Source organism: Niameybacter massiliensis (assembly GCF_001282685.1).
GTDB classification, from domain to species: Bacteria; Bacillota; Clostridia; order Lachnospirales; family Cellulosilyticaceae; genus Holtiella; species Holtiella tumoricola.
The window spans coordinates 18,886-44,562 of record NZ_LN875030.1 but is presented as its reverse complement, the minus strand read 5'-3'; the positions used below and the strand labels follow the sequence as shown (position 1 = coordinate 44,562).

Annotated in this window: 26 protein-coding genes, 2 tRNA genes and 1 other annotated feature; of the genes, 7 read left to right on the top strand and 21 right to left on the bottom strand. The window is 33.5% G+C overall.

What is annotated here, in order from left to right; genetic code table 11:
* Positions 1-27: 27 nt before the first annotated feature.
* The 5 genes from BN2390_RS00550 to BN2390_RS00530 form a co-directional block, all read right to left on the bottom strand.
* Entirely contained in the window at positions 28-1,674 is a 1,647-nt protein-coding gene (locus tag BN2390_RS00550; protein ID WP_053982415.1) for a glycoside hydrolase family 13 protein, read from the bottom strand.
* A gap of 158 nt (positions 1,675-1,832) precedes the next feature.
* Positions 1,833-2,831: a LacI family DNA-binding transcriptional regulator gene (locus BN2390_RS00545; protein WP_053982414.1), complete on the bottom strand. Its 999-nt coding sequence runs from the start codon at positions 2,829-2,831 to the stop codon at positions 1,833-1,835.
* Between the two features lie 125 nt (positions 2,832-2,956).
* Positions 2,957-3,030: transfer RNA gene (locus tag BN2390_RS00540), tRNA-Arg, on the bottom strand.
* A 132-nt stretch (positions 3,031-3,162) separates the two neighbouring features.
* On the bottom strand, positions 3,163-4,062 hold the full coding sequence (locus BN2390_RS00535; protein WP_053982413.1) for a DUF3881 family protein: 900 nt from the start codon (positions 4,060-4,062) through the stop codon (positions 3,163-3,165).
* 150 nt (positions 4,063-4,212) lie between these two features.
* Positions 4,213-4,410 carry a hypothetical protein gene (locus BN2390_RS00530; protein WP_053982412.1) on the bottom strand — a complete coding sequence of 66 codons (198 nt, stop codon included), beginning with the start codon at positions 4,408-4,410 and terminating at the stop codon, positions 4,213-4,215.
* A gap of 151 nt (positions 4,411-4,561) precedes the next feature.
* Between BN2390_RS00530 and BN2390_RS00525 the strand changes: the two genes are divergently transcribed.
* Positions 4,562-5,437 carry a DegV family protein gene (locus BN2390_RS00525; RefSeq protein WP_053982411.1) on the top strand — a complete coding sequence of 292 codons (876 nt, stop codon included), beginning with the start codon at positions 4,562-4,564 and terminating at the stop codon, positions 5,435-5,437.
* A 126-nt stretch (positions 5,438-5,563) separates the two neighbouring features.
* On the opposite strand, the gene BN2390_RS00520 is transcribed toward BN2390_RS00525, so the two are convergent.
* From BN2390_RS00520 to BN2390_RS00480, 10 genes are all read right to left on the bottom strand, one after another.
* The gene (locus tag BN2390_RS00520) at positions 5,564-6,487 is read right to left on the bottom strand and encodes a polysaccharide deacetylase family protein (protein WP_053982410.1); all 924 of its coding nucleotides are present in this window, start codon (positions 6,485-6,487) and stop codon (positions 5,564-5,566) included.
* Positions 6,488-6,518: 31 nt separating this feature from the next.
* Positions 6,519-6,821 (bottom strand): hypothetical protein, encoded by a 303-nt coding sequence (locus BN2390_RS00515; RefSeq protein WP_053982409.1) that lies wholly within the window; start codon positions 6,819-6,821, stop codon positions 6,519-6,521.
* Positions 6,822-7,090: 269 nt separating this feature from the next.
* Positions 7,091-7,471 (bottom strand): ribosomal maturation YjgA family protein, encoded by a 381-nt coding sequence (locus tag BN2390_RS00510; RefSeq protein WP_053982491.1) that lies wholly within the window; start codon positions 7,469-7,471, stop codon positions 7,091-7,093.
* Between the two features lie 220 nt (positions 7,472-7,691).
* Entirely contained in the window at positions 7,692-7,835 is a 144-nt protein-coding gene (locus BN2390_RS21520; RefSeq protein ID WP_154668743.1) for a hypothetical protein, read from the bottom strand.
* 20 nt (positions 7,836-7,855) lie between these two features.
* Positions 7,856-8,119: a hypothetical protein gene (locus tag BN2390_RS00505; protein ID WP_207642814.1), complete on the bottom strand. Its 264-nt coding sequence runs from the start codon at positions 8,117-8,119 to the stop codon at positions 7,856-7,858.
* Positions 8,067-10,916, bottom strand: a complete 2,850-nt coding sequence (locus BN2390_RS00500; RefSeq protein ID WP_053982407.1) for a polysaccharide lyase family 8 super-sandwich domain-containing protein — start codon at positions 10,914-10,916, stop codon at positions 8,067-8,069. The genes BN2390_RS00505 and BN2390_RS00500 overlap by 53 nt, the downstream gene beginning before the upstream one ends.
* Positions 10,917-11,296: 380 nt before the next feature.
* Positions 11,297-11,370 (bottom strand) — tRNA-Arg (locus tag BN2390_RS00495).
* 55 nt (positions 11,371-11,425) lie between these two features.
* The gene (locus BN2390_RS00490; RefSeq protein ID WP_053982406.1) at positions 11,426-11,878 is read right to left on the bottom strand and encodes a DUF3021 domain-containing protein; all 453 of its coding nucleotides are present in this window, start codon (positions 11,876-11,878) and stop codon (positions 11,426-11,428) included.
* 11 nt (positions 11,879-11,889) lie between these two features.
* Positions 11,890-12,330, bottom strand: a complete 441-nt coding sequence (locus tag BN2390_RS00485; RefSeq protein WP_053982405.1) for a LytTR family DNA-binding domain-containing protein — start codon at positions 12,328-12,330, stop codon at positions 11,890-11,892.
* A gap of 199 nt (positions 12,331-12,529) precedes the next feature.
* The gene (locus BN2390_RS00480) at positions 12,530-13,438 is read right to left on the bottom strand and encodes a prenyltransferase (RefSeq protein ID WP_053982404.1); all 909 of its coding nucleotides are present in this window, start codon (positions 13,436-13,438) and stop codon (positions 12,530-12,532) included.
* 166 nt (positions 13,439-13,604) lie between these two features.
* Here BN2390_RS00480 and BN2390_RS00475 point away from each other — a divergent pair, with 166 nt between their 5' ends.
* Genes BN2390_RS00475 through BN2390_RS00465 form a run of 3 tightly spaced genes read left to right on the top strand, consistent with a single transcriptional unit; the run spans position 13,605 to position 16,020 of the window.
* On the top strand, positions 13,605-14,537 hold the full coding sequence (locus BN2390_RS00475; RefSeq protein WP_053982403.1) for an ABC transporter substrate-binding protein: 933 nt from the start codon (positions 13,605-13,607) through the stop codon (positions 14,535-14,537).
* Positions 14,537-15,271: an ATP-binding cassette domain-containing protein gene (locus tag BN2390_RS00470; protein WP_053982402.1), complete on the top strand. Its 735-nt coding sequence runs from the start codon at positions 14,537-14,539 to the stop codon at positions 15,269-15,271. Before BN2390_RS00475 ends, BN2390_RS00470 begins: the two co-directional genes overlap by 1 nt.
* Positions 15,268-16,020, top strand: coding sequence for an ABC transporter permease (locus BN2390_RS00465; RefSeq protein ID WP_053982401.1), 753 nt, complete (start codon positions 15,268-15,270; stop codon positions 16,018-16,020). The genes BN2390_RS00470 and BN2390_RS00465 overlap by 4 nt, the downstream gene beginning before the upstream one ends.
* Positions 16,021-16,083: 63 nt before the next feature.
* Here the strand turns inward: BN2390_RS00465 and BN2390_RS00460 are convergent, their stop codons facing one another.
* Positions 16,084-16,722: a TetR/AcrR family transcriptional regulator gene (locus BN2390_RS00460; RefSeq protein ID WP_053982400.1), complete on the bottom strand. Its 639-nt coding sequence runs from the start codon at positions 16,720-16,722 to the stop codon at positions 16,084-16,086.
* A gap of 337 nt (positions 16,723-17,059) precedes the next feature.
* Here BN2390_RS00460 and BN2390_RS00455 point away from each other — a divergent pair, with 337 nt between their 5' ends.
* On the top strand, positions 17,060-18,328 hold the full coding sequence (locus tag BN2390_RS00455) for a D-alanyl-D-alanine carboxypeptidase family protein (RefSeq protein WP_053982399.1): 1,269 nt from the start codon (positions 17,060-17,062) through the stop codon (positions 18,326-18,328).
* Positions 18,329-18,367: 39 nt separating this feature from the next.
* On the opposite strand, the gene BN2390_RS00450 is transcribed toward BN2390_RS00455, so the two are convergent.
* Genes BN2390_RS00450 through BN2390_RS00440 form a run of 3 tightly spaced genes read right to left on the bottom strand, consistent with a single transcriptional unit; the run spans position 18,368 to position 19,549 of the window.
* A complete protein-coding gene (locus tag BN2390_RS00450) occupies positions 18,368-18,769 on the bottom strand; it encodes a zinc-ribbon domain and TM2 domain-containing protein (protein WP_053982398.1) in 402 nt (133 codons plus the stop codon).
* Positions 18,770-18,781: 12 nt separating this feature from the next.
* Positions 18,782-19,138, bottom strand: coding sequence for a DUF2752 domain-containing protein (locus tag BN2390_RS00445; protein ID WP_053982397.1), 357 nt, complete (start codon positions 19,136-19,138; stop codon positions 18,782-18,784).
* A 15-nt stretch (positions 19,139-19,153) separates the two neighbouring features.
* Positions 19,154-19,549: a DUF4190 domain-containing protein gene (locus BN2390_RS00440; protein ID WP_053982396.1), complete on the bottom strand. Its 396-nt coding sequence runs from the start codon at positions 19,547-19,549 to the stop codon at positions 19,154-19,156.
* Between the two features lie 127 nt (positions 19,550-19,676).
* On the opposite strand from BN2390_RS00440, the gene BN2390_RS22380 reads away from it, so the two are divergent.
* A complete protein-coding gene (locus tag BN2390_RS22380; protein ID WP_082238512.1) occupies positions 19,677-20,015 on the top strand; it encodes a DUF2752 domain-containing protein in 339 nt (112 codons plus the stop codon).
* A gap of 219 nt (positions 20,016-20,234) precedes the next feature.
* Here the strand turns inward: BN2390_RS22380 and serS are convergent, their stop codons facing one another.
* Both serS and BN2390_RS00430 read right to left on the bottom strand, forming a co-directional pair.
* Entirely contained in the window at positions 20,235-21,509 is a 1,275-nt protein-coding gene (gene serS, locus BN2390_RS00435; RefSeq protein WP_053982395.1) for a serine--tRNA ligase, read from the bottom strand.
* A gap of 66 nt (positions 21,510-21,575) precedes the next feature.
* Positions 21,576-21,778 (bottom strand) — a binding site (T-box leader).
* Between the two features lie 246 nt (positions 21,779-22,024).
* Positions 22,025-22,591 (bottom strand): sugar O-acetyltransferase, encoded by a 567-nt coding sequence (locus tag BN2390_RS00430; protein WP_053982394.1) that lies wholly within the window; start codon positions 22,589-22,591, stop codon positions 22,025-22,027.
* Positions 22,592-22,956: 365 nt separating this feature from the next.
* On the opposite strand from BN2390_RS00430, the gene adhE reads away from it, so the two are divergent.
* Complete coding sequence (gene adhE / locus BN2390_RS00425; RefSeq protein WP_053982393.1) at positions 22,957-25,569, top strand: bifunctional acetaldehyde-CoA/alcohol dehydrogenase; 2,613 nt, start codon at positions 22,957-22,959, stop codon at positions 25,567-25,569.
* Positions 25,570-25,677 lie beyond the last annotated feature (108 nt).

Sequence of the window (25,677 nt, the reverse complement as noted above, 5' to 3'; positions counted from 1 at the left end):
TACCTCTCTTCACCTTTTAATATTGTCTCAGCTTATTTTGTATAATCTTGCTTCATAAGGTTTAAGAACCCCTTCATTTATCTCATCATCTAGATAGTTGCATAAAAGTAATTCCTTATATGCTAATTCTTGATCTAGTTGATAAAGTGCTTCTTGATCTGTCAAATTACATAAGATTAAATATTGACCCTCTCTATCTGTACGTGTATAGGCATAGATTTTTGGATTTTCTTCAAGTATTAAGTTATATTTACCATATACTAATGAAGTATGTGACTTTCTTAATCTAATCATCGCCTTGTAGAAATTCAAAATAGAATTTGGATCTTCTAATTGATATGCTACATTAATCTCATGATAATTCGGATTCATATCTATCCAAGGTGTACCCGTTGTAAACCCTGCATTGTACTCATCATTCCATTGCATAGGTGTTCTTGCATTATCTCTTGAGCAATTCCACATATATTTGAGGGCTTCTTCTTCACTTTTACCCATTGCAATCATTTCATTATATTTATTCATTGAAGATACATCATTGTATTCATCAATATGAGTATAACGTACATTTGTCATACCAATTTCTTGTCCTTGGTAAATAAAAGGTGTACCTTGTTGCATGAAATACATAAGCCCTAGAGCCTTCGCGCTTTCAGCCCAATACTCTTTGTCATTACCCCATTTTGATACTGCTCTTGGAATATCATGATTTTCAATAAATAATGCATTCCAACCTTTTTCATGAAGTGCATCTTGCCATTTAGAAAGTGTCTTCTTAAAAGTTAGAACATCTAAAGGTTCTTCACCATTTGTATCCCACAATTCAAGATGCTCAAATTGAAAAATCATATCAAATTTACCTTGTTCTTCATCTACCCATAAATAACCTTCATCCGCACTTACCCCATTAGCCTCTCCAACAGTCATAATGTCATAATGTGCAAATGTACGCTCCTTAAGCTCTTTCAAGTAATCATGAATACCTTCCATATTCATATGCTTACTAAAGGAAGATACATATTTAAGTCCTTCTGGATTATCTAAATCTGTAAGACCTTCTTCTTTTTTGATATGACTAATAGCATCTACTCTAAAACCATCAATACCTTTATCTAACCACCAATTGATCATTTGATATAAGGCTTCTCTTACTTCTTTGTTTTCCCAATTTAAATCTGGCTGACGCTTACTAAATAAATGTAAGAAATATTCATCTGTAGCTTCATCATATTCCCATGCTGAACCACTAAAAATACTTTCCCAGTTATTTGGTTCTTCACCCTCTTTTCCTGGTCTCCAGATATACCAATCTCTTTTGTTACTATTTTTTGATGACCTAGATTCTAAGAACCATTCATGTTCATCTGAAGTATGATTGATTACTAAATCTATAATAAGCTTCATACCTCTTTTATGAACTTCAGCAAGTAAAGCATCAAAGTCTTCCATTGTACCGAAGTCCTCTAAAATATCTTCATAGTCGCTAATATCATAACCATTGTCATCATTTGGAGATTTATACATTGGGCAAATCCAAATGACATCTATACCTAAATCCTTAATGTAATCTAATTTTGAAATAATTCCTTGAAGATCACCTATACCATCCCCATTAGAATCCATAAAACTACGAGGATAAATTTGATAACCTATAGCTTCTTTTTTCCAGTTCATGTCGTCTCCTTGTTGTGCAACCGCTTGCATTATTATTTAAAAAATATATGGCTATTATGACCATATTTTCATTGAAATAACCGATTACTTTGTACAAAAAATATACTGTACCCATATTATAGCTTTTTTATACGTTTTGCGCAACCGGTTTCATAATATTATTTTGATTTTCTTTTAATAAATTCTGTTTCTACTATATAATGTGTTTGCTCTTGTCGCTTTTCTTCTAATTGCCCAATAATTAGCTTACCTGCATACCATCCTAACTTTTCTGCATTAATATCTACAGATGAAAGTGGAGGATTTTGATAGGCACCTATTGCTGTATTATTAAAGCCAATAAGCTCTTTTGAGTCTATACCTACCTCATCAAAATAGTGTTTTATACCTACTGCAATAAGGTCATCCGTTGTAATGATAGCTGTTAGCTCATCTAATTCCACTAATCTCTTAGCAGCTTCTTCGCCTGTTAATTCATTAAATTCTTTCCCGTGATAAATATATCTTTTATTTAAATCTATACCATAAGCCTGTAATGCTCTTTTATACCCTTCATAGCGGTCTTTAGATACAGCCCACTCTGTATTAGCCCCCACAAATCCAATGGTCCTGTGTCCACATTTAATGAGTTCTTCTGTTACACGATATGTAGCATCTATATTATCATTATCTACCCATAACGTTTCATCTAATTTTTCAGGATGACCTATTACAACAAAAGGAAATTTCATTTCTTGTAAGTAAGCTATTGTTTTATCTTGTACTTCAGCTTTTAAGATAACGATTCCATCTACCCTTCTATTGTCTGTAAGTTCCTTTACATACTTGAGCTCATCCTTTTTATCTTTTGCAAAAGCATACATTACATAGTAATGATATTGGCTTGCATATAAACTAATTCCTTGCATTACTTGTATAAAAAACGGATTTGAAAAAGAATTCTCTATTTCATTAGGTAACATAATCCCTAATGTTTGGGTCTTGTTATTTGCCAAACTCCTTGCTATCGCATTAGGCTTAAAGTTTAACTTCTTAATAGCTTCACGAACCTTAGCCTTTGTCTCCTCGCTAATACGTTCACTATTAGAAAGTACTCTTGATACAGTTGATGGCGCTACTCCTGCTTCTTTTGCCACATCTCGAATAGTTACTTTCATTGTTTCACTCCTTCAATCCCTATTGTATTTCTTTATCATACTCTTTTTCCTTATTAAATTATAGCCTCTTTGTATAAGAAAATATAATACAAAAAAGGTGCTACGAGTAATCGTAACACCTTTTACGTTCCCGACTGGAATCGAACCAGCGGCCTACCGCTTAGGAGGCGGTCGCTCTATCCTACTGAGCTACGGAAACAGAACTATTTGACTATTTTATATTACGCCTTTAATAGTTATTCGTCAAGTATCATAGCTATACTTAATACTATGATTTTTATAAGGATTATTTTTAATCAACAGAATAAAAAGTGCAAGTTGTCTTGCACTTTTATTCCATTATGACTTGACCTTGTATCCAGCAAGTTCCCATAAAGCGCATACCTACACTTGGCATGCCTATTAATTCATCCTTATGAATAACAACTTCTAGTATTAAATCATTAACGTCTAAGGTGAGGACATACATTTCTTCATTAGTGATCTTATTTTTTCGCTCTTTAATAGCTAAAATCTCACCTAGAATAGCATATACAGAATCTTCTACTGTAGCCGGCATAAAGTACCCACTCATTACAGTTAAAAAGTCTTCTTCTCTAAGACGCTCTTTCAGTAAAAGGTCTAGTTCTTTTTCTTCCTTTTCTAATAATGATCTTGCTTCTTCATCTCCTTCTTTCATCTTTTGAAGGATACTACGTAGTTTTTCTCGTTCTTCTTTTTCAACACGTTCTTCTTCTTCATCTTTTTCAATAGGTAAAATAATTGTGCCTTCAGAAGCTATTCCAACTACGTTAACTTCTTTGATGGTCTTTCCTTGTCGTACACCTTCTAAATACTGTACTGTATTTTGCAAAATAAAAATAATTTCCATTGAACTTTCTTTTTCTTCAAATATTACATAGTAATCAGTATCTTCTTCATCGTATTCATCGCCTCGTTCAATAGAAAGCTCTTCAATTTGCATATTATTTTCTGCTTCAACGAATGCATCACAGTTATAAACTGTAATTTCTGGGTCTTTGTCACTATCATTATCTTTTTTTACTGTTACTCTGACAATAAGATATGTATTTTCTGCTAGCTCCTGTAAGTATTCTGCAAAGATGACCTCTGGTGTAAGTTCAATTGCCATTTGTTTAGATGGATTGTTTAAAATACCTTCAATAATATCTTCTGTATCATACTTATTTGAGGATTTTGAAAACCCAACTGCATTTAGTGGAGATTCCATAGTCGTCCTCCTCTCCATTATTTTATCTTACATTATACATGAGTAAGTAAAGACCTTGCAAGTAGATGCTTCTTTACATTGTATGAAATTTTTTTATATTTCATACTCATTATGATTATATAAGAAAAAGAGGTGTCTAAGACACCTCTTTTAATAATGTTTAATCCACTGACCTACTTGTCCACAATTAGGACAGCGCACTGAATTATTAATTTGACTATTGTAAAGTCCTGCTACATCCATAAATGTTGTATCAACACCTGGATAAAATGTTGAATTTAAAGTAGATGCATATCGCTCTATACCTGTCATGTCATATCCGCAACTTTGGCATTGAAATTGTTCCATTATGCTATTCCCTCTTTTCATTCATTAACTTAATCCTTAGTGTATATGAATTTTTAAATTTTATACATTTTGCATCAATAATGGCCTTGCATTGGTTTTTACAAAATAATATGTTATAATATTTAAAATATTTATGATAAGGAGTGACTATATGAATTTTCTTATTGCTGTAGATTCAGGAGCTGATTTATCTCTTTCTTATCTTGAATCTGAAAACTTATATCTTTTCCCTTTAACTTTCACTCTAAATGGGCATGAAATCAAAGATGATTTCGGTAAAAGCTATTCCCATAAAAGTTTCTATGACTCTTTACGTAGTGGTGCAATGCCTACTACTTCTCAAGTAAATATCTTTACCTTTAAGGAGCAATTTACTATATGGGCTAAGGAAAATATACCTGTACTTTACCTCGCCTTCTCTTCTGGTCTTAGCGGTACATATAACAGTGCCTGCATAGCCCTTAAAGAAGTGCAAGAGGAATATCCTGATGCACCTATTACAATCATTGATACATTAGCTGCATCTAGTGGTGTAGGATTACTTGTTTACCATGCATGTACTCTACGTAAGCAAGGTAAAGATATTAAGGAGGTCGCAGATTATATCCGTGCAACAGCACCTTATCTTTGCCATCTCTTTACTGTAGATGATTTATACCACCTTGAGCGTGGAGGACGTGTAAGCCACGCTTCTGCTTTTGTAGGATCTTTACTTCAAATCAAGCCTGTACTCTATGTAAATGATGAAGGCAAACTTATTCCTTATCAAAAAACTAGAGGTAGAAAAAAAGCCCTACATGCTCTAGTTGACCTTTTTGGTAGTCTAGTAGAAGATACGGCTCAACCTGTTATGATTTCCCAATCTGATTGTGAAGAGGACGCACACTTTGTTGCCAAGCTTCTACAAGAAAAATACAATGTGGAAGCCACTATGATTAATCCTATTGGTTCCGTTATTGGCTCTCATTGTGGTGCAAATGTTATTGCTCTCTTCTTTATTGCTAAACAAAGAGTCCCAAATAATTAAGTATTCCTTCTTGCAAACTTTACATAAATATATTATAATTTACGCCTAATCACTTTATACACTTATATTACAAAAGATAAATCGGAATCAAAAAAACCGCCCTTTACGTCAAGGGCGGTTTTCTTTTTATTTAAATTTAACTGGTTCTGATTCTGTAGAAAGTGCTTCAAATACAAAACCTTGTTGTTTTAATCCTTCTACTATTTGAGGTAGTGCTTCTACTGTTGTTGTCTTTGCAGCTGCATCATGCATTAAGATTACTGCATTGTCATTGTATTTTGCTTGGTTTAAAACAGAATTTACAATAACTTGAGTATCTTGAAGACCTTTTGCAGCATCTTGAGAATCTACATTCCAATCATAGTATACATATCCTGCTTGTGTTACTGCAGGAATAATCTTATCCATAATATCATTTCCACCATAACGATGGCTTACAGTATTATTAGACCCACCTGGGAAACGAAGTACTTTAGTTTCTACACCTGTAAGATCTTTAATATGGTTAGATAGACTTTGTACATCTGCCATAAAGTTATCTACATTTTGATAGATTTCTGCATAGTCATGTGTACTAGAGTGAATAGCAATAGAATGTCCCTCATCTACTATACGTTTATAAAGATCATCATAGCCATCTTTTTCAAGTACAAAGAATGTGGCACGAATTTGATTTACTTTTAAGAAGTCTAAAATTTTAGCTGTATTCGCACTTGGACCATCATCAAATGTTAAATATGCTACTTTTCTATCTTCTTGCTCTTCAGTAATTACTGAAACATCTACACCTTGTTTTTCTAATTCTTGAATTTGAATATTAAGTTCTTCAATTTGTTTAAGAAGTTGTTCATTTTTTGTTGCTAGTTCTTGTACTTGTAATTCTAAATTAGCTTTACTTGCTTCTACTGTAGTAAGTTCTTCTTGTGCTTTTGTAAGAGCTTCTTTTCCTCCACTACTCTTACTCGCAAGGAACCCAGTTCCTGCAAATAACCCTAAAGATAATGCTATAAGTAAAATAGTTATACCTATTTGATTATTTCTTTTCGCCATTTTCAATCACCCAATCCTTCTGCTTCTATTATTATTTCATACTATCCGGAATTATAATAGGCTCAAAGCGCCATAAACCTTCTTCTACTTTTTTTACTTGAGCTTCTAACTCATTTGTTTGCTCTTGTAATTCATTAACTTGTGCATTTAATGCTTCTTTTTGTGCTGTTACTTCTTCAATACGTGCTGTAGTCTCATCTATCTTTTTATCTTTCAAATAGGCATTAATACCTACACCACCACATGCCACTAAACTTACTAAGAAAAGTCCAATTGCTACCTTCTTGACTTGCACTCCTCTTGACTTTGTTTTGGAATAACGATATGTACTCATTGACTTAGATCCTTCCTCTATACTTCTGCTAATTTATTTGTGTCTATATGCTATTTTTCGGCATCTTAAGTAAGATTTTTACTTTATTAGCCATACTTTGTCATCTAATCTAGTATAGCATATTCTTTTTAAAAGAGGGGAAACCACTAATAATTTTTAATAGAAAATTTTTCCTCATTTTTATGACTCATTTTTATAGTAATTAGTTTCACACTTTCTTTAAAATTTATAAAGGAAATATAAAAATAACAAAAATTATTTTATGCGCTTTAGCTTTTTTCATTCATTAATAACTCTATAATGCCCCCTATTAAGATTCCTACACTATAACAAACTAAATCACTCCATAAAAATCCATATCCTAGTACAAGACCACCTAGAGTTGTCGCTCTTATAGCATCAATCCATGGGGCATGATAGAGTTGACTCAATTCTATTCCAAATGCAACAACAAATGCCATCAACATTACATATTTAATAGATACATTTTTAAATACAAAAGCAATCCCTAAAAAGACCATCAGTGCCCATAATGTATCCCCTGAATACATCGCTATAAATTCTGGAAGTCCTGATATTCTTCTGGATAAAATCCCTAGTACTATCGTAATAATTACCAATCCTCCATACCAAATCCTATTTCTATTCATCTTCTTCACCTTTTATTCCTCCTCTATAAAAATAGGCCTAATAAGCTACATCATTGAATACTTTTGCTTCTCATGTAGTCTTATTAGGCCGTTTAGTTTTATACTGAATAGATTTATTATATCATACTCACTTCGAAAATATATAAATTTTATCCTACTAGTCCCTTTTCAGTAATTCTTCTTCATTACTGTAATCATTCCAAATTTTATTAGTAATTTTCTATTTCACCCATTTTACTAATCCTTTTTCTGTTAGAACATACTTATGTTCTACACTAGCTTCCATTAAATCTGCAAATACACAATGTGTTGACTTAATATCTGTTTTTAATTCTTTAGCATCCTCTAACACTACATTATTCACAACAGTAGCCTTTTCATTAGTTAAGTCTTTAAATATCGTACTCCTATAAAACCATTATTAGAATTTTCTATAAGGCTATAAATGACTTGTACTACCTCTTCTCTAGTTACTGGTTGGTTAGGTTCAACCTGATTGTGCTTATCCTTTTGTATATACCCTTTTGCCGTATGTACTACTCCTACTTGCTCTCTTGAAGGTTGTAATAAAGGTCTTTTATCTACATTTTCTTCTTTACTTAGAAGAATTACTAGAAGTGCTCCTAGTATTTGTATTATCATCTTCACTGTTATCTATAACTGGAGCTTTAGTATTGAACTTAATATTAAAACTTTTTCCTTCTGCCTTATTTACATCTACTGTAAATTTAATAGTTGGACTTAAGCTTATTATTTCTATCCCTTCTGATTTTGTTATAACATTATACGCTTTCTGACCAATTTCAACTTCAATTTTTCCAGTGTTTTTCATGGTTGGATCAGAAACAGCTACTTCTAACGTATTCTTTTTTTGTTTTTTCATAATAGAAACTTTTTTATTAACTGTTAGATTATCTACAGTTGCTACTTCATCCTCCCAGAAGTTAGCCGCTAAGATACCTAGTTCTTTTTCCTCTACAGCCTGTACTTGTGGTGTATTAGATACGATTTCAATATTTGGATTAGTAGCATACTTTGCAACTTCTTGTTGTGATTTGCCTGGGAGTAAAACATATTCATAAGTTTTACCAATTGGATTGGCCCCATGTGATAACCACATTTCTACATAATTTTTTGTTACTAACTCTTCTGAACTTTTCTTTTTTACATCTGCCCATTTCCCAGTATTAGCAACTTTTTTCACATTAATTTCTGCTTGTGAAGGGAAGTAATATCCTATATCTGCACCTTGTACATTGCCTTCTAAATATGCCCAACTCGCCTTTATAGTTTCTTCTTGCCCTAATGTATGAACTGCTTCTTTTCCATTTATGGTCACTCTATTCGTTGCATCATCTTTAATTTTTCTATTCTCTATGATTGTTTCAATTTCTCTGCCTTCTGTACTATTGATGTCACTACCTAACATTACAATCTCATCATCGAACATAAAATAAGATTTTTTAGCTTGTAGAGATTTATATTTTGCCATAGGAGATTCTGATCCCCTATCAGTCACTAAATCTCCATTTAATTGCATACCTGATACACCATATGCTCCAATTTGACTTCCTCCTACCCAGTTTTCTTTAGAGAATAATTTTTGGCCAATACTTGCATTATCTCCTGGGTTATTAATATCTAACTTGACAGTGTCCACAGTTGTCCCTGGAAGCCTATAAGGATTTACTGTATTCCAATAATCATCACTATACTGAGCTAAATCACTATTGTAAAGATAAGTCATACCATCTGAAATATGCCATCCTCTTAGATTTTCTCCATTCATATACTCATAGTTACTGATTCTACTTGAGAACATACTTAATCCTAGTAAATAATCTCTTCCTCTATGTACAGTACGGTCCATTAATCCAAAATGCTTATGTATTTCCTCAAAAGGTGCTACCGCTATACTTGTATCATTTAAAACAGACTCTGCTAGATTAATCAATTTAATGTTATTTGTATTTGCTGTAAAATTCGTAGAAGTATCTTCTAGTATCCAAGATTTAGCATATGTTTTTAATTCATTAGCAAGTTGTTCATCTACGATTTCTGAAAGCAGCAGAAATGATCCTATAATATTATGTCCAGAATTTCTATCTGTTTCATTATTTCTAGCTATAGCACGCCCTCTTACCATATCAAGTGCAGCACCTTTATAAATAAATGGTGCAAACGAATCTAAAGCAAACGAAGTAAGTACTTCTAATTTTTCTTTAGGCACTTCCCATTCACTGCCTTCTAATGCTTGAACCACTGTAGATGCACCTGTTAAAAATACGTTACCATAAGTTCCTACATAAGGCACATTTCCATGTTGCACAAATGAACCATCTGTATAGAATCCATCTACATATCTCCCACTACTTTCTCTTTGTTCATACTTTAATAAACTACTAATTGCATCCCTTGTCATAACTAATTGTTCATAATCGTTTCTAAGTACTCCCATTACAAGTGATATCATAGATACATCGACTCTATTAGCAGCTTCAGATTCTCTGTATTCATTTGCTGATGCACCACTTGCTCCTGAATGAAATGGATCTGGCTGATAGAAATAGATAACATCTGTATATTTGTTAATAGTTTCTTGTCCTAACTCATCAAACAACATGATACAAATATTATTTAATGCCTTTGGTATCCCAATTTCCCATTGCCACCAGTTTCCATATTGCTGTTTAATAGAATATGCATTTTCATGTAGCCATTCTAACGCATACTTAATATCCTCTAATAGTTCTTCATTTTTATAGTATTTACTTTCTGGCATTGAATAGCCTTTTGCAAGCCATTCTAAATTAAGATACATTGTTCTGATATGTGCTGGATCTTTTTTATAATTTTCCACATTTTTAGTATCCCATAATATACCACCATCTTTTTTGAGTCCACTCCAATGTGTGTCCACAAAACCTTCTATTCTACTAATAACTCTATTGATATTCTTACTATTTGTATCATTTTCTTTTCCTATAAGGGTCTCTAACCATTTCTTTCTCATTTTTGCATATACAGCATTATCTACTTCTGGAATAGTATCTATATACATGACATCTACTTTCCATGTAACTTCATTATTATAGTTATCTTTTGCTGTAATAGTGCTAAACCCCTTTTCATGAGCTAATACTTTTCCATCCCCATTTACACTAGCTATATTATCATTACTCGATGCCCATGTAATAGGGTCTATCAAGTTTGGTGGCACTTGCAACTGCATCTCTTGATTTCTAAGAATCTTAATAGAAGATGGAGTTGTAATTTGTATATTACTACTTGTTGTAACATTTACCCCTCTATATAATGATTCTTTCAGATAAGGCTTACTTTCCTCTGCTTCTTTTGCATATGTATTCATCATTGGTATTATACTACTAGTAGTATGGACTGTTACGACTGTTGCCATTAACAAACATATTCTTTTTTTGCTCATATTAATCTCTCCTTTTTAATTTATACTTCACATTTATGATAACCCCAAATTTTTGTATAATAAATACACATTTTCCATCTTTATATTCATTTATACATGAATTTTTATTATTTTTTTATGATATATCTAAAATCTTTTATGTATTTAGTTTATAAACGCCTCTTTAAATATCTATTTTTTGTATTTTTTACCCTCTGCCGAAATAGTCCCATACAAAAAAAGCACTAACTTTATAATTTCTATAAAAGCTAAAGCCTAGAATCTCTTTTTAGATATACTCAATATATTCTATTAGATTTTATTTTTATTACACATGCACAAAGCAAAAGAGACAGCCTATGAGTATTAATTAATACTCATAGGCTGTCTCTTTTTAACAACACACGCGGTAGGATTCGAACCCACGACATTCTGATCCGAAGTCAGACGCTCTATCCAGCTGAACTACGCGTGCTTATCTTAGAATAGTTTAACATATCTATATACTAGTTTCAATGGGTATAGCTTCTTTAATACTCTTTTAATTTAGCATTAAGTTGTTTAATTCTCTTCTTCCATTGTAAATATGACATCGCCCATATACCTACATAGATTACTATAAATATACTCAAGTAGATGCAAATATCTTTAAATGTGGTCCCCATCCATCCGGCCATCATAGATACTGGTAAAAATACAATACTTATTATAAGGAAGTGCAAGAAAGTTTGCATTGCCATACTCCACCTCTCCACTTCAAAAATACAAGAAGCTGCTGCAAAAGTAAAACCTATAATACAGCTTAATATATACTGGTTTGTAAAAGCTGTAAGCTCACATCCATTAAACCGTTCTAGCATTTGTGGTGGTACAAGTAGTAATCTTTCATGCCCTAATGAAATAAGTAATACTATTGTTATCGAGATAGCAATGCCAATAGGTACACCTATTAATCCTCTCAATATAACCTGCTTAATTTGCATTATTCTTCACCTCACAATTTTAAATATGCTCTAATTTTACTTACAAATCGCCTTGATACGAAATGTATTTCTCCATTTTTCATTTTTAATCGAATAGTCCCGTTTAGTTCCATATCCAAACTCTCTACATACTTAAAATTAATAATTTCAGATTGAGATATCCTTACAAAGGCAGCATGTAAGTCTTGCTCCTCTATTTCATACAATCGGCTTTTCACTCTATAAATTCCATCTTTAGTAGAAGCAAATACATTTTGTGCTTGTGTAAAAAAGCAATAGATTTCTTCTGGTTCTATAAGAAAAATTGCCTCCTCCTTATATCCAGTAATTAATTTAGTTGTATCATTAGATAGTTTTTTCATTAAATCTACTAACTCTGGTGTCATCTCATTTGTATGGATTATTATTTTAGGCTTCTTATAATTCGGGTCAATTTTTATCTCTATATCCATTGTGCCCTCCTCTAAAATTCAGTTAACTGATACTTCTATTATAAGGATTGTTACAATAAAAGAAATCTAAAATAGATATGCGGTATAAATACTACGATAAGTGGCTTGCTATGAATAACAAAAAGGATGTAGCAAAACTTCTAATCAATACAAAGACTTGTATTAAAAAGTTATTTTACTACATCCCTTTTATCCTTACTTATTTCGATACTAGTAAGGATAAGATAATAATTAAGTTAAACGTCCAGTGAACATTATTTGTATAAGGTATACCTAGTCCTTTAAATGTACTGACTGCTTTATAGGCCTTTAGAGCAATTGGCAATGTAAAGAGTACTACTAATGCAGCCCATGAATAAAGCCCTAATACCACATAGAGAACTGTTAAAATATAAGCTCCAAAAACTAAGCTTGCATAAAGTTTTCTACTCTTCTCACTGCCTATACGTACACTCAATGTTCCTAAGCTTAATCCACTATCTCTTGTAAAGTCTCTCATTTCATTACTTAGCATTAATGCTGGTATAAAGAAACTTGGTGGAATAGCAATAAGTATAGGTTCCCATGAAAAGCTCATACTAAATGGGAAGTAAGCACCATATACCATTAAAGGTCCCATTAATAAGAATGATAACGGTACGCCTAATCCTCTACGCTTATATACAAATGGTTCTCCTGTATAAGCATAAGAACCTATAATGCCTATAAAACCTATTATAAGTAACTTCCAGCTACTCATTAGTACAAGTAATAGCCCAAGCCCTGCTGCTCCTACAAAAGAAGCCATGCCGCATAGGAAAACAAGTACATCAAAATAAGTACGCTCTACTCCTAAAAATACAATCTTTCTGCCTGCAGGTCTATGATATCTAAAGGATCCTTCAAAATAATCATTAATAAAGTTGGCTCCTAATTGTGCTAATATCCCTGCTACTGTAATCATTAAAATTTTGCTAATATCTATAAAATTAGCTTGAATAAGTCCTTGCCTGTAAGCGACTAAAATGCCTATTGTTGTCGATGCAACTGCTAAAGTTAGTGAGAAAGGCCTTGATGCAATCCACAAATCCTTAATCAGTTGTATAAAATATTGTCTGTCTCTTTTCATATTCTTCACCTTTATATGTTTTTACTCAACTATTCATTATGTCATAGTTCCCATAAATATACAACCTGCTTTACTTTTCTCATTTTATCCAAATAAATACATGGTCATATCTGGAAATTTGTAGTACAATACTGCTTGTCTAATTTTATACTTAGGAGGATCTTTCATGAAATTAAATAAAATTTTAGCTCTATGTATATGTATATCTACACTATTTGTCGGATGTAGTTCTACTCCAAAAGAAGAAGTACCAAGTACTTCAACTGAACAAGTAACACATACGCTTAAAGTTGGTGTTATGCCAGCTGTTGATACTGCACCCATTTATTTAGCAGAAGAAAAAGGCTACTTTGATGAACTTGGTTTAGACCTTGAAATCATTCGTTTTAACAATGCGCAAGAACGTCAAACAGCCCTTCAAACACATACAATTGATGGGGCACTTACTGATCTTATTGCTGTAGCTACAAACGTAGATGGTGGTTTTGATCTTAAAGCAACTACATTAACAGATGGGGTATTCCCTGTTCTTGTACGTGAAGGTTATAAAGAGACGCCTGATATCAAAGTAGCTATGATGGAAGTTTCTGTTTCTAACTTCTTAATTGATGAGTGGCTTTCAAAAGACTACAATATAGAAAAAATATTTATTAACGATATTCCTGCACGTCTTGAGATGATTAAATCTGGAAAAGTAGATATGGGTCTTTTCCCTGAACCAATGGCAACAAATGCTACAGCTGATGGCACACTTGAAAAACGTATCTATACACCAGAGGATGGTATTTGTCCAAATGTTATGGCATTTACCTCTCAAGCTTTAGAAGACAAAGAAGAAGCCATCAAACTTTTCCATGAAGGCTTCAACAAAGGTGTAACGGATCTTACTACAAATCCTGATGAAGCACGTGATATATTAATCACAAGCTTAGAACTTAATCCAGCCATCAGAGATACAATGATTCTACCAACTTATACATCAGCACATCTACCAGCTACTGATTATATGCAAAAAATCATTGATTGGGTTCAAGAAAACCTAAAACAAGATATTACTGTTACACCAGATATGTTAGTAGAAGGAAAGTTCGTACAATAATGATCGAACTTTCTAATGTAACTTTTAGTTATGAGGCTAAGAGGGTTTTAGGCCCTCTTAGCCTTTCTATTCAAGCTGGTAGCACTTGTGCCCTTATTGGCCCCTCTGGCTGTGGCAAGACAACCTTGCTCCATTTATTAGCCGGGCTTCTAACACCTACTGAGGGTACAATACAAGTTGCACAACAACCTTTAATAGCTCCTAGAGCTCAAACAAGTGTCATTCTACAAAACTTAGGTCTACTTCCTTGGAAGACTGTTTATGATAACGTAGCACTTGCTCTTATTAATAGCAAACTTTCTAAGGTACAACTACAAGACAAAATCCTTCCTCTACTAGATACTTTAGGACTTAAGGAATATTCCTCTAAATATCCTCATCAGCTTAGTGGTGGACAAAAGCAACGGGTAGCTATTGCTAGGACACTGATTACTAATCCAGATGTGCTGCTTCTTGATGAAGCAACTTCTGCCCTTGATGAAATTACTAAAGAAAAGCTCCAACATCTTATTCTAGACATCTATCATCAAAACCCTATGACACTTGTATTTGTGACCCATAGTATTGAAGAAGCTGTTTTTCTAGGGCAGACCATCGTCATTATGAATAATGGGCATATCTCTCATACTCTATCTAATCCACTTTTCGGGTGTAATGATGCCAAAGAACATCTAGACTTTTATAAACAGTGCCTAGAAATTCGCAAGCTTCTAAAGGAGGACCAGGCTTTATGAACCTACTGAAGAAAATCACCAAATTCCCTACCTTATATGGTATCTTAAGTGTTATTTTTATGTGGCAGCTTCTAAGTTTGGCTCTACAGTCTAATGTTTTGCCTACTCCTTTTAAGGCTATTACTAGCTTTATAACACTTTTTCCTACTATTTTATATAAGCATATTTTAGTAAGTATCTATCGAATTGCTTTAGCCCTTTCTATTTCCTTACTTCTAGGCATTTCCTTAGGAATGGCTTGTGGGCTATATCCAACCTTAGATAAACTTCTTTCCCCTATTACTTATATTTTATATCCCCTACCTAAAGTAGCTTTCTTACCTCTGTTTATGATTTTCATGGGGATCGGAGATGCTTCAAAGGTAACACTTATGGTATCTATCATTATTTTTCAAGTACTTATTGCTGTTAGAGACGGGATTAAAGAAATTCCACTTGAGCTCTTTCAATCTATGAAAACACTTGGCCTAACACCTATTCAGCTTTATAAACATTTAGTTGTACCAGCCATGCTCCCTAAGCTTTTTTCAGCTATTCGCATCAGCCTTGGTATCTGTATTTCTACCCTCTTTTTCGCTGAAAACTTTGCTACATCCTATGGTATCGGCTATCTCATTATGAATGCTTGGTCCATGGTTGAATATCCTAAAATGTTTGCAGGTATTATTGGACTAAGTTTACTTGGCCTTATCTTATTCAAATTAGTTGACCTCTTAGAAACTAAATGCTGCCCATGGCTAAAAAAATAGGACTAAGTAACTCACCCTAGTTACTTAGTCCTATTTTCTTTTTTCTTTGTTCTTTTTTCATCTTTACTTCCAAATTTTACTAAATACTGCTAAATGGTCAACGTCACCATTCATTTGATCTGTAATATAACTTGATACAAGTACGCCTGCAAATAAGTTTGCAAGTTCTTTAGGTTGGTCACTTAAGCTAATTTCTTTTGCTTCTTGTGCTTTCTTACAAATATCTTGGAATAAAGTATTTAAAGTTAAGTTATTGTAGTAAGCATATTCCTCCTCTTCAATACCGTTGAAGAAATATACAAACTCTGCATCAATAAGCTTCATTTCATTATTTTCTTCACCTACAGTAAGTAAGAAGTTAATATAACTATCTACAAAACGACTATATTGAGTCTCTTCATTAAACCATTTGTAAATTTCTCTGATCTTTTCTTCAAAACTTAAATCATCTGGCCACTGTTTGATACGTAATGCAATACGGATTGTAAAGATTCTTAAGAAATAATGGAATACATGATCCTTGGTTGAGAAGTAATTAAAGAAAGTTCCTCTTGAAATTTGAGCACGGCTACAAATTTCATCTACAGTGATAGAAGAGAAGTCCTTCTCTTTAAGTAAGTGGCTTACCGCCTTTAAAATAGTAGTTCTTGTTTTAACAAAATTTATCTTCCTTAATGGAAAATTTTCTAATGATTCGTACATAATAAATCTCCTTTCAATTCCCTTACTAAACTATTCCTTTAAAGTATGGTCCATTTTAAATATTATATTCATTTTTAGGATAATATTTTTTATGGTACTAATAACCTTTTTAATTACTGGTTTTTTAACTGCCTTTTATATTTTCTACCAATCTTTTCATGAACGAACGCCTTACCTATTTCTATTATAACTCTATTTTTTTAACCTAATGTAAAATTGTTATTAATAAATTATGAGACTTATATAAATAAAATATTCATTCTATAGGTATAAATAAAACTAGCTTTTGGCAATAAATATTGCTATATTATAACTAAAAAAGCAAGGACCTGATTCAATGAAAAAAAGTAGCTTATTTCTTTTATTATGTACCTTAGTGTGTACACCTTTAACTTACGCTTCACCTTCTCCTGCTGTAAATGCTGAAGGTGCTATTCTAATCGAACCACATACACGAACAGTTTTATATAAGAAAAATATCAACTCTCCTTTTTATCCAGCAAGCACAACTAAAGTTCTTACTTCTTTATTACTTGTAGAAGATTTAAAAGAAGATGGAACAATCACAAAATCCACAGATAGTGTAGCTAATGTACCTTCTGATAGTAGCCATATAGGTCTTAATATTGGTGATACATACTCTTATGTAGATGGTATCCATGGTATTATGATGGGTTCTGATAACTTCATTTCTTATGATATGGCAGTCTATGATGCAGGTAGTATTGATGCTTTTGCAGCTAAAATGAATGAAAAAGCTAAAAGTCTAGGTGCTAATAACTCTAACTTTGTAAATCCACATGGCTATCATGACCCAAATCACTATACAACACCTTATGACTTATCCTTAATTACTGCTGCTGCTTTTGAGGATCCAGTATTATGTGAAATTGCCGGAACACCTAAATATAATTTTAATATTATTAATTCAGGTAAAACACTTCCTCTTTCTCATACAGCCCAATTCTTTAAAGAAGGGTCTCCTTATTTTAATGAGAATGTACTGGCTGCTAAGACAGGTTATCATACCCCTGCAGGACGTACACTTGTTGCCAAGGCACAATATGGCGACTTAGAGCTTATTGCTGTTGTTATGAAGTCTGGGTATCCAACTTACTTTGAAGATATTAATACCCTCTTTGAATATGGCGCAGAAAACTTTGAATTTGTAAGTGATGCCAATCATAATGTAGGTGTTAAAAATGTTTCCTATTCTGACTGGTCTGCACCTTATGTTCAACATGCTCTATCAAATAAGTGGATTAAACCTTCTGCTAAAAGCTATATGGATAAAGCCTCTGCTAATGAATTTCTTACCATGATTGAGAACATGCTTCCTTATGCTTTAAAATCTGTTGTAACTGAATATATGCCTACTAATAGTACTGGACCATTTAAATTTAACCAACCCATTACACGTAGTGAGAGTATTCGTCTCTTCAAGCAAATAGCTAATTCTTTAGACCTTGAATGGCCTCATATAGAGCAAGGTGTAAAGTTTATACAAAAAGATCAAAGTCAAACACCTCTTACCATAGAAGAGTGTATTTATCTCACTCAGTTAATCGGAGATTCTATTTTAACTGATACGTTAATTACAAATTAAAAGGGATGTAGCCTATAGGCTACATCCCTTTTATCTTTATCAATCTTTAAGTGGTACACCATCTGCATCTGTTTGCACTTGCCCAGCTAAAATTAAAATAGAATCTACAAATGGCCAAATAGCGCCAATACCACATGTAAATATAGTTACTAATATTTGCGCAATAGCAATTGAATTATAACCTAAATAGAAACGGCCTACGCCACCCCATCCTAAAACAAGTTGTAAAATCCCTGCAACAAGTCTAGATTTACGTGTATCAAGTGGTTGATAAGGTTGTTGGTAGTTTGTTTGTTGATACGTTCCTTGTTGCTGACTACCTTCTTGATAATTTGTTTGTTGATAGCTTGCTTCGCCTGCCTCTTTTCTAATTTCAGCACCACATCTTCCACAAAAACGATCAACATCTCTTACTTCTGCTCCACAGTTTGGACAATTCATACTTATTCCTCCTTAAAAGGTTATACCTTTAAACATTTTCTTAATAATCCAATCTAACAAACTTTCTTTATCATATTGTCTATTTATAATTTTTCTGATCACCATATAAAGCTCACTTAGTACAATGCTTAGAGCTATTATAATCCATACATACACTAATGGATTTAGTCTAAATGCCTCTAACATATTCCCTCTGCTCAGTTGGAATAATGCTGCTCTAATATTACACCCTAAACATTTGCTGCCTAATGTATCAAATATACAAGTAGTTTGGTTATTACTAAGTATCCCTACTCCCTTTAACATTAATGGTCCTAATATTAGAAATGCACTAGCTAACATAAGCTTATATTTCGTTATCTTTTTCATTACTTTATCTCTTTCTTATAGTCCTACTACTATTCCCAACATCACAATAAGGAATAGCCCTCCACAAAGTGCAATTCCGATTCCACCTAGGACAATACCTGCAATAGACATGCCTTTACTTGATGGATACTTTAATCCTAAAACCCCAAAAATAATCGCTGCAATAGAGGGAATAACTCCAATGAAAGGAATAATGCAACAGCTAATAAGACTTACAATCCCTAGTACTAAACTGGCAATTCCAAAGCCTATGCCTTCATTATTAGGTGTTACTGCTTGATATCCATTATAAGGTCCATTTATAGGCGGTCTAGGTTGTTGATAATTATTAGTATGCTCAGGTGCTACAGGTGTATAGTTAACTTGGTTAGGGTCTTTACCATCTTGGTTCGTGTGATTGTATTCATCCATTTTATCTCCCCCTTTACATGATTTTATTGTATTATAGTTAAAGATAAGTTGCAATTATTTTTAGACTAATCAATCATTAAACATTATTAATTATTATTAACTAAATTATTAAGAAAGGAGTGTTAATTTGCATCTGCTACGTTTATTCTGCTACCTTCTTATCATTCCACTTGGCTTTATCGCATCACATACTTCTCTAGCAAACGAAAGTATCTGCTACTGGTATACTCATTACAATCTCTTATGCCCTATGTGTGGTGGAACACGCTCCTTTATACATTTTATTACCTTTCAGTTTCAACAAGCCTATAGCTACAACTCTGTCTTAACTCTAAGTGTTTATCCTATTATGGCTTTCCTTGTCCTACAAGATAGTTATACCATCATAGCTAACCACTTCTTTAGCAGGAATCAAAGTTCTCTTTTACTTTTCTTCATTAACTTATTGAATAGAAAGGAATCCTAATATGTCCCATTGGCTTCCTGTTACACTAATCTATATTACTTTTCTTCTTGGGCTCATTCTCTATATGATACCATTCAACCTAAGAAACTTTAATAAGCTCCGTTTAACTTATCTAGGCTTTCTCCTTACATCACTCATTCTCTATCTTATCTGGGGGATTTTCCGTAACTTTAAATAAATAAAAAAAGAGCTGTCTTATGACAGCTCTTTCTTTAAAATCTATTTTGTAATACGCTCAGCACCACCCATGTATGGACGAAGTGCTTCTGGGATAATAACTGACCCATCTTCTTGTTGGAAGTTTTCTAAGATTGCAGCTGTTGTACGACCTACTGCAAGACCACTACCATTTAATGTGTGGATGAATTGTGCTTTATCTTTAATATTATCTTTAAACTTGATGTTTGCACGTCTAGCTTGGAAGTCTTCGAAGTTAGAACAGCTTGAGATTTCTACATAACGACCGTAGCTTGGCATCCAAACTTCAATATCATATGTCATTGCTGAACTGAATCCTAAGTCTCCTGTACAAAGTCTAACAACACGGTATGGAAGACCTAATGCTTGTAAGATACCTTCAGCATCATTTGTAAGTGTTTCAAGTTCTTCATATGAGTTTTCTGGTCTAGCGAATTTAACCATTTCTACTTTATTGAATTGGTGTTGACGGATGATCCCTCTTGTATCACGACCTGCTGAACCAGCCTCTGCTCTAAAGCATGCTGTGTAAGCACAGTGTTTGATTGTAAGGTCTTTACCATCTAAGATTTGATCTCTGTACATATTTGTTACTGGTACTTCAGCTGTTGGTACTAAGAAGTAATCTGTACCTTGTACTTTGAAAGCATCTTCTTCAAATTTTGGAAGCTGACCTGTACCTGTCATACTTGCACGGTTAACCATGAATGGTGGGAATACTTCTGTATAACCATGTTTGTCTACATGCATATCAAGCATGAAGTTCATGATTGCACGTTCAAGTCTAGCACCTAAACCTTTATAGAATGTAAAACGAGCACCTGTTACTTTTGCTCCTTTTTCAAAATCAAGAATATCTAAACCTTCACCAAGATCCCAGTGTGGTTTAATTTCGAAATCAAATTCTCTAACATCCCCAACTCTTCTAAGTTCGATGTTATCTTCATCACTAGCACCTTCTGGAACTTGTGGGTTTGGTAAGTTTGGAAGTGTAAGAAGAATGTTTTGGAGTGTATCATCTACTTCTTTAACTTTTTGATCAATACCTTTGATTTCATCTGATAGCTCTTTCATTTCAGCAAGTACAGCTGTAACATCTTTACCTTCTTTTTTCATAACTGGGACTTGTTTTGATACAACATTTTGTTTGTTTTTAAGTACTTCTACTTCTGCAAGAAGTTCACGTCTTTTAGTATCTAATTCTAAGAATCCTTCTAAGTCATAGTTACCACTTCTCTTAGCTAATGCTGCTTTTACGCCTTCAAAATCGCTACGTAGTCTTTTAATATCTAACATATCTTTCACCTCGTAAATATAAAAATAATAATAAAATAAAAAACGCCCTTTTATCTCGTAAAAAGATAAAAGGACGATTGCATACTCGTGGTGCCACCTTCATTCATCAGTAAATAAACTGACCTCTTATTGCTATAAAGGGCAACTCCCTTCTGGCTCATCACCAGCAACTCAAAGAGCGGAACACTAAAGTCTGTTTACTAGTTCACACCATCCACTAGCTCTCTTAAAAACAAAATCTTAAGCTTTTCTCTCATCAACGTTATTTTACCTATATAATGAAAGTTTTCATATTTGTTTCATTATATGCCATTCATATTCAAAATGCAAGACCTGAATATTGTTTATATTTTTTTTAAATAATGTGTATATAACTTTTTTATTTGGTCCATACTACCATTGTACCAAGTGTGAGGTACATCGCTAAATCCCCCCTCAACCTAGATTTCCTCCCCCGAAGTCTAGGTTATTTTTTTGCCTTTAGGCCTTTCCCCTTAGCATGAACCATGGATTACTTACTTTCCAGTTTGACTTTCAATCTTTCTTATCACTTTGCAAGGATTTCCTACTGCAACTACATCATCTGGAATATTTTTAGTTACTACACTCCCTGCTCCTATAACAACATTCTTACCGATAGTAACACCTGGACAAATAATACTTCCTCCACCAATCCAAGTATTATCTCCTATTACAATAGGATAACCCATTTCTATACCACTCACTCTTAAGTCTGCCTCCACTGGATGGGTCGCTGTATAGACTTGTACATTAGGAGCAAACATAACATTGTCCCCAATAGTTACCGTATTTACATCTAGTATAGTACAGTTATAGTTGGCATAAAAATTCTTTCCTACTTTGATGTTGTATCCATAATCACAAAAGAAGTTAGGCTCCATATATAAATTTTCTTCTGTTTGAAGAAGCTCTTGTAAAACCTCTAATCTTTCTTCATGGTTACCCGGTTCGAGATGATTAAATTTATAGCACAATTGTCTTGCACGTGTACGATCTTCTGTAAGTTCTTTATCTGATGCATCATAGCCTAAACCTTTTAACATTTTTTCTTTTTCTGTCATGGGATTCTCCTTTTCAAATGATCTGCTGAATTCCCTTATATTATATAACTTTCATACATGTATTTACATAGTTCTACTTTTTATCTAACTATTAATTTATACCTTCTAAAAAATTTTTCGTTATTTTTTTAACACTTTTTATTGACACCTACCCTAACCCATGTTATTATTCTAGTGTAAACAGCATTATTTCTTAATCAAAAACTTAATCAAGTCCAGATTAAGTTATATTTTTTAACACGCATTGTTAAAATTATAACTATGTTTGCCTAATTTAAAAGCATATGCTAATTCCTAATTAGGCAAACTATTTCAAGCAGATTATTTCTTAAAATATAAACACATACCCTAAGGAGGCTTTAATCATGGCAGATCAAAAAAAAGAACAAAAAGCACCAGTTATCGACGCTAACGTAATGGTAGACGAGCTTGTAAAAAAAGCTAACGTTGCCCTTGAACAATTTATGGAACTTAATCAAGAACAAGTAGATGAAATCACAAAAGCTATGGCACTTGCTGGTCTTGCAGCTCAAATGAAACTTGCAAGAATGGCAGTTGAAGAAACTGGTCGTGGTATTTTCGAAGATAAAGTTACAAAAAACATTTTCGCAACAGAATACATTTATCACAGTATCAAACATGATAAAACTGTAGGTGTTATTGAAGATAATGAAGATGAAGGTTACATGGAAGTAGCAGAACCAATCGGTGTTATTGCTGGGGTTACACCTGTTACAAACCCAACTTCTACAACAATGTTCAAAGCTATTATTTCAATGAAAACAAGAAACCCAATCATCTTTGGTTTCCATCCATCAGCTCAAAAATGTTCAGTAGAAGCTGCTAAAACAGTAAGAGATGCTGCTATTGCTGCTGGTGCTCCTGAAAACTGTATTCAATGGGTTGAATATCCATCAATCGAAGCAACTTCAGCTCTTATGAATCATCCAGGTGTTGCAATGATTCTTGCTACTGGTGGTTCTGGAATGGTTCGTTCAGCATACTCAGCTGGTAAACCAGCTCTTGGTGTAGGTCCTGGTAACGTACCTGCTTTCATTGATAAAACAGCTGTACTTGAAAGATCTCTTACAGACCTTATCCTTTCAAAATCATTCGATAATGGTATGATTTGTGCATCTGAACAAGCTGCTATCATTGAAGCTCCTGTATATGATAAAGCTATTGCTTACATGAAAAAACATGGTTGCTACTTTGCAACTAAAGAAGAAATCAAAAAAATCGAACCAGTTGTTATCAATCCTGAAAAACAAATGGTTAACCCAGATATCGTAGGTAAATACCCATATGAAATTGCTGCTCTTGCAGGTGTGACCATTCCAAAAGAAACTAAAGTTCTTTGTTGTGAAATCGAAGGTGTAGGTGCTGAGTATCCACTTTCAAGAGAAAAACTTTCTCCAGTACTTGCTGTAATCAAAGCTAAAGATGCTGCTGATGGTATTGAAAAAGCTGCACAAATGGTTGAACTTGGTGGTCTTGGTCACTCATCAGTTATCCATTCAACAGATCAAGCAACTATTAATGCTTTCTCTGATAGACTTAAAACAGGTCGTATCATTGTAAACTCACCTTCTACACATGGTGCAATTGGTGATATCTACAATACAAATATGCCATCACTTACACTTGGATGTGGTTCATACGGACGTAACTCTACTACATCAAACGTTACAGCTTCAAACTTAATCAACAAAAAAAGGGTGGCGAAAAGACGCGTGAATATGCAATGGTTCAAAATTCCAGAAAAAATCTACTTCGAACAAGGTTCTATTGCTTACCTTGCTAAAATGCCAGAAATCTCTCGTGCAATGATCGTAACTGATCCAATGATGGTTCAATTAGGTTATGTAGATAAATTAGTATATCAATTAAACAAAAATCAAAATAAAGTTTCTATCGAAATCTTCAGCGATGTTGAGCCAGATCCAGACTTAACAACAGTAAGAAAAGGTGCTGATATGATGCGTTCATTCAAACCAGACGTAATCATTGCACTTGGTGGTGGTTCTGCAATGGATGCTGGTAAAGCAATGTGGTTATTCTACGAACACCCAGAAGCTGACTTCGAAGGTATGGCTCAAAAATTCTTAGATATTAGAAAACGTGTTTACAAGTTCCCTAAAATGGGTAAAAACTCTAAATTCGTAGCTATCCCAACAACTTCAGGTACAGGTTCAGAAGTAACATCATTCGCAGTTATCTCTGATAGATCTAAAAATATGAAATACCCTCTTGCTGATTATGAGTTAACTCCAGACGTAGCGATCATTGATCCAGAATTCGTTATGAGCGTTCCAGCTTCTGTAACAGCAGATACAGGTCTTGACGTATTAACACATGCGATTGAAGCTTATGTATCAATCCTTGCATCAGATTACACAGATGCACTTGCAATTAAAGCAATTCAATTAGTATTTGAATACTTACCACGCTCATACAAATTCGGAGCTAAAGATCCAGTAGCTCGTGAAAAAATGCATAATGCATCATGTATCGCTGGTATGGCATTTACAAATGCATTCCTTGGTATCAACCACTCAATGGCTCATAAATTAGGTGCAGAGTTCCATATTCCTCATGGTCGTGCAAACGCTATCTTACTTCCTCATGTTGTTGAATACAATGGTCAAACAACACCAAGTAAGTTTGCTATCTTCCCTAAATATGAAAAATATATTGCTCCAGAAAAATTTGCTGAAATTGCTAAAGCTCTTGGACTTAAAGCTTCTACTCCAGAAGAAGGCGTACAATCTTTAGTTAAAGCAATCCGTGATCTTATGAAAGAACTTAACATTCCAATGACAATCAAAGATTGTGGTATCGAAGAAAAAGTATACATGGCAGCAGTAGAAGATCTTGCTTACAAAGCATTCGAAGATCAATGTACAACAGCTAACCCACGTTTACCAAAAGTTGTAGAATTACAAGAGCTTTACAAAAAAGCTTACTTTGGTAAATAGTTTCCTTTAAATAAATTTCCTCAAAGTCACAAAGAGGCACGATCAGGTTAGGCGTGCCTCTTTTTGCTTTGTCTATTTTTGAATAGGCATTTATCCTTCTCTTTTGCA

Coding starts and splice junctions, on each gene's coding strand:
- BN2390_RS00430 (WP_053982394.1), bottom strand. CDS start 22,591: ATGACAGAAAAAGAAAAAATGTTAAAAGGTTTAGGCTATGATGCATCA.
- BN2390_RS00535 (WP_053982413.1), bottom strand. CDS start 4,062: ATGGAATCTCCACTAAATGCAGTTGGGTTTTCAAAATCCTCAAATAAG.
- BN2390_RS00510 (WP_053982491.1), bottom strand. CDS start 7,471: ATGAATAGAAATAGGATTTGGTATGGAGGATTGGTAATTATTACGATA.
- serS (WP_053982395.1), bottom strand. CDS start 21,509: ATGTTAGATATTAAAAGACTACGTAGCGATTTTGAAGGCGTAAAAGCA.
- BN2390_RS00500 (WP_053982407.1), bottom strand. CDS start 10,916: ATGAGCAAAAAAAGAATATGTTTGTTAATGGCAACAGTCGTAACAGTC.
- BN2390_RS00515 (WP_053982409.1), bottom strand. CDS start 6,821: ATGAGTACATATCGTTATTCCAAAACAAAGTCAAGAGGAGTGCAAGTC.
- BN2390_RS00475 (WP_053982403.1), top strand. CDS start 13,605: ATGAAATTAAATAAAATTTTAGCTCTATGTATATGTATATCTACACTA.
- BN2390_RS00520 (WP_053982410.1), bottom strand. CDS start 6,487: ATGGCGAAAAGAAATAATCAAATAGGTATAACTATTTTACTTATAGCA.
- BN2390_RS00455 (WP_053982399.1), top strand. CDS start 17,060: ATGAAAAAAAGTAGCTTATTTCTTTTATTATGTACCTTAGTGTGTACA.
- BN2390_RS00440 (WP_053982396.1), bottom strand. CDS start 19,549: ATGGATGAATACAATCACACGAACCAAGATGGTAAAGACCCTAACCAA.
- BN2390_RS00550 (WP_053982415.1), bottom strand. CDS start 1,674: ATGAACTGGAAAAAAGAAGCTATAGGTTATCAAATTTATCCTCGTAGT.
- BN2390_RS00465 (WP_053982401.1), top strand. CDS start 15,268: ATGAACCTACTGAAGAAAATCACCAAATTCCCTACCTTATATGGTATC.
- BN2390_RS00545 (WP_053982414.1), bottom strand. CDS start 2,831: ATGAAAGTAACTATTCGAGATGTGGCAAAAGAAGCAGGAGTAGCGCCA.
- BN2390_RS00470 (WP_053982402.1), top strand. CDS start 14,537: ATGATCGAACTTTCTAATGTAACTTTTAGTTATGAGGCTAAGAGGGTT.
- BN2390_RS00480 (WP_053982404.1), bottom strand. CDS start 13,438: ATGAAAAGAGACAGACAATATTTTATACAACTGATTAAGGATTTGTGG.
- BN2390_RS00450 (WP_053982398.1), bottom strand. CDS start 18,769: ATGAATTGTCCAAACTGTGGAGCAGAAGTAAGAGATGTTGATCGTTTT.
- adhE (WP_053982393.1), top strand. CDS start 22,957: ATGGCAGATCAAAAAAAAGAACAAAAAGCACCAGTTATCGACGCTAAC.
- BN2390_RS00530 (WP_053982412.1), bottom strand. CDS start 4,410: ATGGAACAATTTCAATGCCAAAGTTGCGGATATGACATGACAGGTATA.
- BN2390_RS00485 (WP_053982405.1), bottom strand. CDS start 12,330: ATGGATATAGAGATAAAAATTGACCCGAATTATAAGAAGCCTAAAATA.
- BN2390_RS00490 (WP_053982406.1), bottom strand. CDS start 11,878: ATGCAAATTAAGCAGGTTATATTGAGAGGATTAATAGGTGTACCTATT.
- BN2390_RS00445 (WP_053982397.1), bottom strand. CDS start 19,138: ATGAAAAAGATAACGAAATATAAGCTTATGTTAGCTAGTGCATTTCTA.
- BN2390_RS00525 (WP_053982411.1), top strand. CDS start 4,562: ATGAATTTTCTTATTGCTGTAGATTCAGGAGCTGATTTATCTCTTTCT.
- BN2390_RS00460 (WP_053982400.1), bottom strand. CDS start 16,722: ATGTACGAATCATTAGAAAATTTTCCATTAAGGAAGATAAATTTTGTT.